Origin of the sequence: Nostoc sp., assembly GCF_041747015.1 — a bacterium.
Taxonomy (GTDB): Bacteria; Cyanobacteriota; Cyanobacteriia; order Cyanobacteriales; family Nostocaceae; genus Nostoc.
In genome coordinates, this window is record NZ_JBGTFY010000105.1 from 1 (window position 1) to 3,267 (window position 3,267).

The 3,267-nt window shown below is 43.2% G+C and carries 2 protein-coding genes and 1 pseudogene; 1 reads left to right on the forward strand and 2 read right to left on the reverse strand.

The window, feature by feature from the left end; all coding sequences use genetic code 11:
• Positions 1–436, forward strand: a pseudogene (locus ACEW80_RS07895) (hypothetical protein); the annotation flags it as partial.
• Between the two features lie 9 nt (positions 437–445).
• On the opposite strand, the gene ACEW80_RS07900 reads toward ACEW80_RS07895, so the two are convergent.
• On the reverse strand, positions 446–874 hold the full coding sequence (locus ACEW80_RS07900; RefSeq protein ID WP_373526064.1) for a hypothetical protein: 429 nt from the start codon (positions 872–874) through the stop codon (positions 446–448).
• A gap of 2 nt (positions 875–876) precedes the next feature.
• A partial coding sequence (locus ACEW80_RS07905; protein WP_373526065.1) for a DUF499 domain-containing protein occupies positions 877–3,267 on the reverse strand: 2,391 nt, incomplete at its 5' end.

Genomic DNA, 3,267 nt, shown 5'->3' on the forward strand with positions numbered 1-3,267 from the left:
GGTTCCTGTTGATAAGCAAACAAGGCAAGTTGGAGATATTTTTACTGCTACTCGACCCGTACTTCCTTATGCTTATGGTGGTTGCCTGCACTGCCATGAATTGATTCCGGCTGGTAGGTTACAACAAGAAGCATTGAGTGAGGAAGAACGGCGAACTCAGCGGTATGTTGAGGATGAAGATATCGCTCAACCCAGCGTCATTGCACTCAATGTTAAATCTGCCGAGCAAGCTATGAACGATTTTATGATGATGTTCACAGGGCTTTATCAACCAGAAGTCCAACTGTGCCACCAATTAAGGTTTGCGCGAGAACGCAGCATTATCAATGTGGAGCCGCGTGCCAACGATGATTGCTTGGATTGTAGCAGTAGTTCTCGCAGTCGTCGCGCCAGGGGCGATCGCTATCGTCTCCCCTGCCGAATGCCAATAGCGTAGTGATTAATACTAATCACCAAGCAATACTCGAATAGCCTTTAATGCAGCACTCCGCCGCCCATTACTCACTTTAGAAAACCAGTAATGGGACTCCTCATTACTCATCGCTGTAATCCCAGCAGTAATATTAGCAATGCGTTCTGGTTTAGAGAGGGGCTGCAATACTTGAAACAACAGTGCTAAGTTTACTCCCGACTCTTCATCAAGAACGTAAGGTGACTGGCGACTATGACTTAGGGTTTTTGGGTCGTAATTGTTACCTTTCAAGCAATTATATATTGCCTGTTTCGTCTGCACTAAAGCATTGCCCTTTAGTCGCCCAATGCGCTTGGCTGCTGCCCTCTTTTTTTCTCCAGCCTTTTTATAGGCACACTGGTACAACTCAAGGGCAAAGTTATTATTGTCTGTAGGAACCACTCGCAGTTGAAACTCTTGCATCTTTAGTAAGTCACTTTAGCCATCAAGTTCAGCCGCTCAACCGGGTTACGATTAAGGGCACCTTTGATATTACTGATTTCTGCGCCGTTTGGTTGCACTGGAGATGAAAATTCAAATACTAGCTTCAGCGACACGTCAGCTTTTACATCCGGGCTACTTAGCAAAGTGTTGACAGCCCCCTGAAAACTTTGAAATCCTTTGACTGGCCCTTGATACTCTAACCTAATAAACTGTTCATTAACAGTAATAGTTGCCGTTTGGTCGATTTGCAAGGGTAACTTGATCAACATAGGGAAAGCCGTCATCAACTTGCGGTAGTCCATTACTTGCCCAACGGAGATTTCCAACAACTGGATACCCTGAACTTGATTATCTTGGATGCGATCGCTTAATTCATTAAACACCCGATCAAGTGTTCCCTCCAAATCAAATTCTTCCGGTTTAGCTTTAAACAGAGATAAATCATTCCAGTCATCGCCAATTTTTTCGCTACCGTTAGGTGTGCGCGGTGTCCCAGTACCGTAGGTTAAAATGCTTGCTGGGGTTTCTCTCTCAGCAACTTCGCCATTGCCGTAGTCAGCTATAATTTTGAAAGTTGTGGTTTTAGCGATCGCTGTTTCGTACTCATCACTAGGGCGAAACTCCCCTGCAACCAAATTCCCATCTTGATACAGTTTAATCGTCAAAGCCCCCGATGCTTTCCACCGTATCCGCACAGGTTTTACCGATTCTGTACTGGACAAGACTTGAGCATTCAGTTCAATTTCTCGCGGTTTCGGTGGTTCCAGAATTCCCCGGCGATAGAGTTCTATCCGTTCAGAAAATTCTATGGAGTCAGGTAGGGTAAACTTCCCGTCATCGGTTTTAATAAACAGCTTTTCTCCCACTTTCATATCCCAGTTACCAGTCTGCAACCCCTGGCGGATGGTATCTCGCAGCTTTGAGATTTCGGCATCGACAAATATATTTAAACTCAAATCTTTAGCGAAAGCTTCTTTTAATGCTTTAGTTGTCCAATGGTTTAACCCAGACAGCCACACCTTCTGCAAAATATAAGCAGGGGCGTAAAATGGTGCATCATCAGCACGAATTTTCTGACAATCTTTAAGTGCTTTTAAGATGACATCTTGTTGATTATTTTTACCCTTCACATCGCTAGAATCTTGGGCGGGAAGGGTATAGTGCATCAAACCTTTGGGAGCTTTTACTGGGTCATTAGCAGGGTAAAATAAATGGCGGTAGGCATTAGTTAAAGATACTCTTACCCCTAAATCAAGAGAACCTTTTTTATCTTTGAGTTGTTTTTGCTGATTTTCTGATAAATCTTGTAAGCGATTGGGAGAATTTAGAATATTTTGAATAGCCCGAAACTCCCTAGCATTGTCAATTGCTCGTTCTAATTCTTGCCTGTTAGCAACTAAAAATAACAAACGATTTCTAAAAGTACGGAATTTCCCCGACTCACCTGTTTCATTAAAAATTTTCTCCACCATTGGCGGTGGCCCTTCGGTAGTTACAGAAATAGTCGCCTCATTAAAGTCAATTAAACACAGGGCGATGCTATCAGACACGTCATCCACATCTGCTGGTGATTCTGGTGCAATAACTAACGTGAGTAGTCTATTAGCAAAAATGGCATCGCGGCGACTTCGTAAATCATCCTTCGCCTCGGTAATTCCAACTTGAGCTTTTTCTTCAGCAATAATTTTATTGATTGATGGTTCTTCCTTGAAACGAGCCAGAGTTGTCATTGGATCATTTTCCAAGTACCAAGCAACTTCACTCAACCTTTCTAAGGCAGTATCAACAAAGCCAATTTCTAGCCCTGGTGTCAACAAAGATAAATTTAATTCGGCGCGACGAATCCCCGCAGATATACCTTGAGTGATGGAATGCAAAAAAATAGTCCGGGCTACCCAGGTTGAAAAGGGAGGTTTACCAGCAGCAATCCATTCTGCATCTTGTAACTGAGCGTGTGCCTCTCTACCATCTTTATTGTAAATGTCTGCTTGGATCGTAATCCGCATCAAGGGACGTTCTAAACGGGCAGTTAAATCGCTGGTGATTTCTTCTTCAATACCAACAGGAATGTGGTGAGAATGAATTAGCGGTATCCATGCAGTAGTATCGTCCCACAGATAACGTATAACTCTAGCAAATAACCGCAAAGCGCCTCTGGTGCGTTGGAAGTTTGGGATGGAGGCAATCTTTTTAGTCAGCAGATTAAATAATTCCGGGTGGAAGGGATAACTCTGCTCGATACTGTCGGCATAGCGTGCATCTTTGCAACCATCTGGTAAATTAATCCGACTAGCTTTATAAGTTTGTAAATATTCTTTTGAAGCATTATTGGCAGCGTTAGCTTCAATGCTGCTGAACATCCTCTGTTTAAC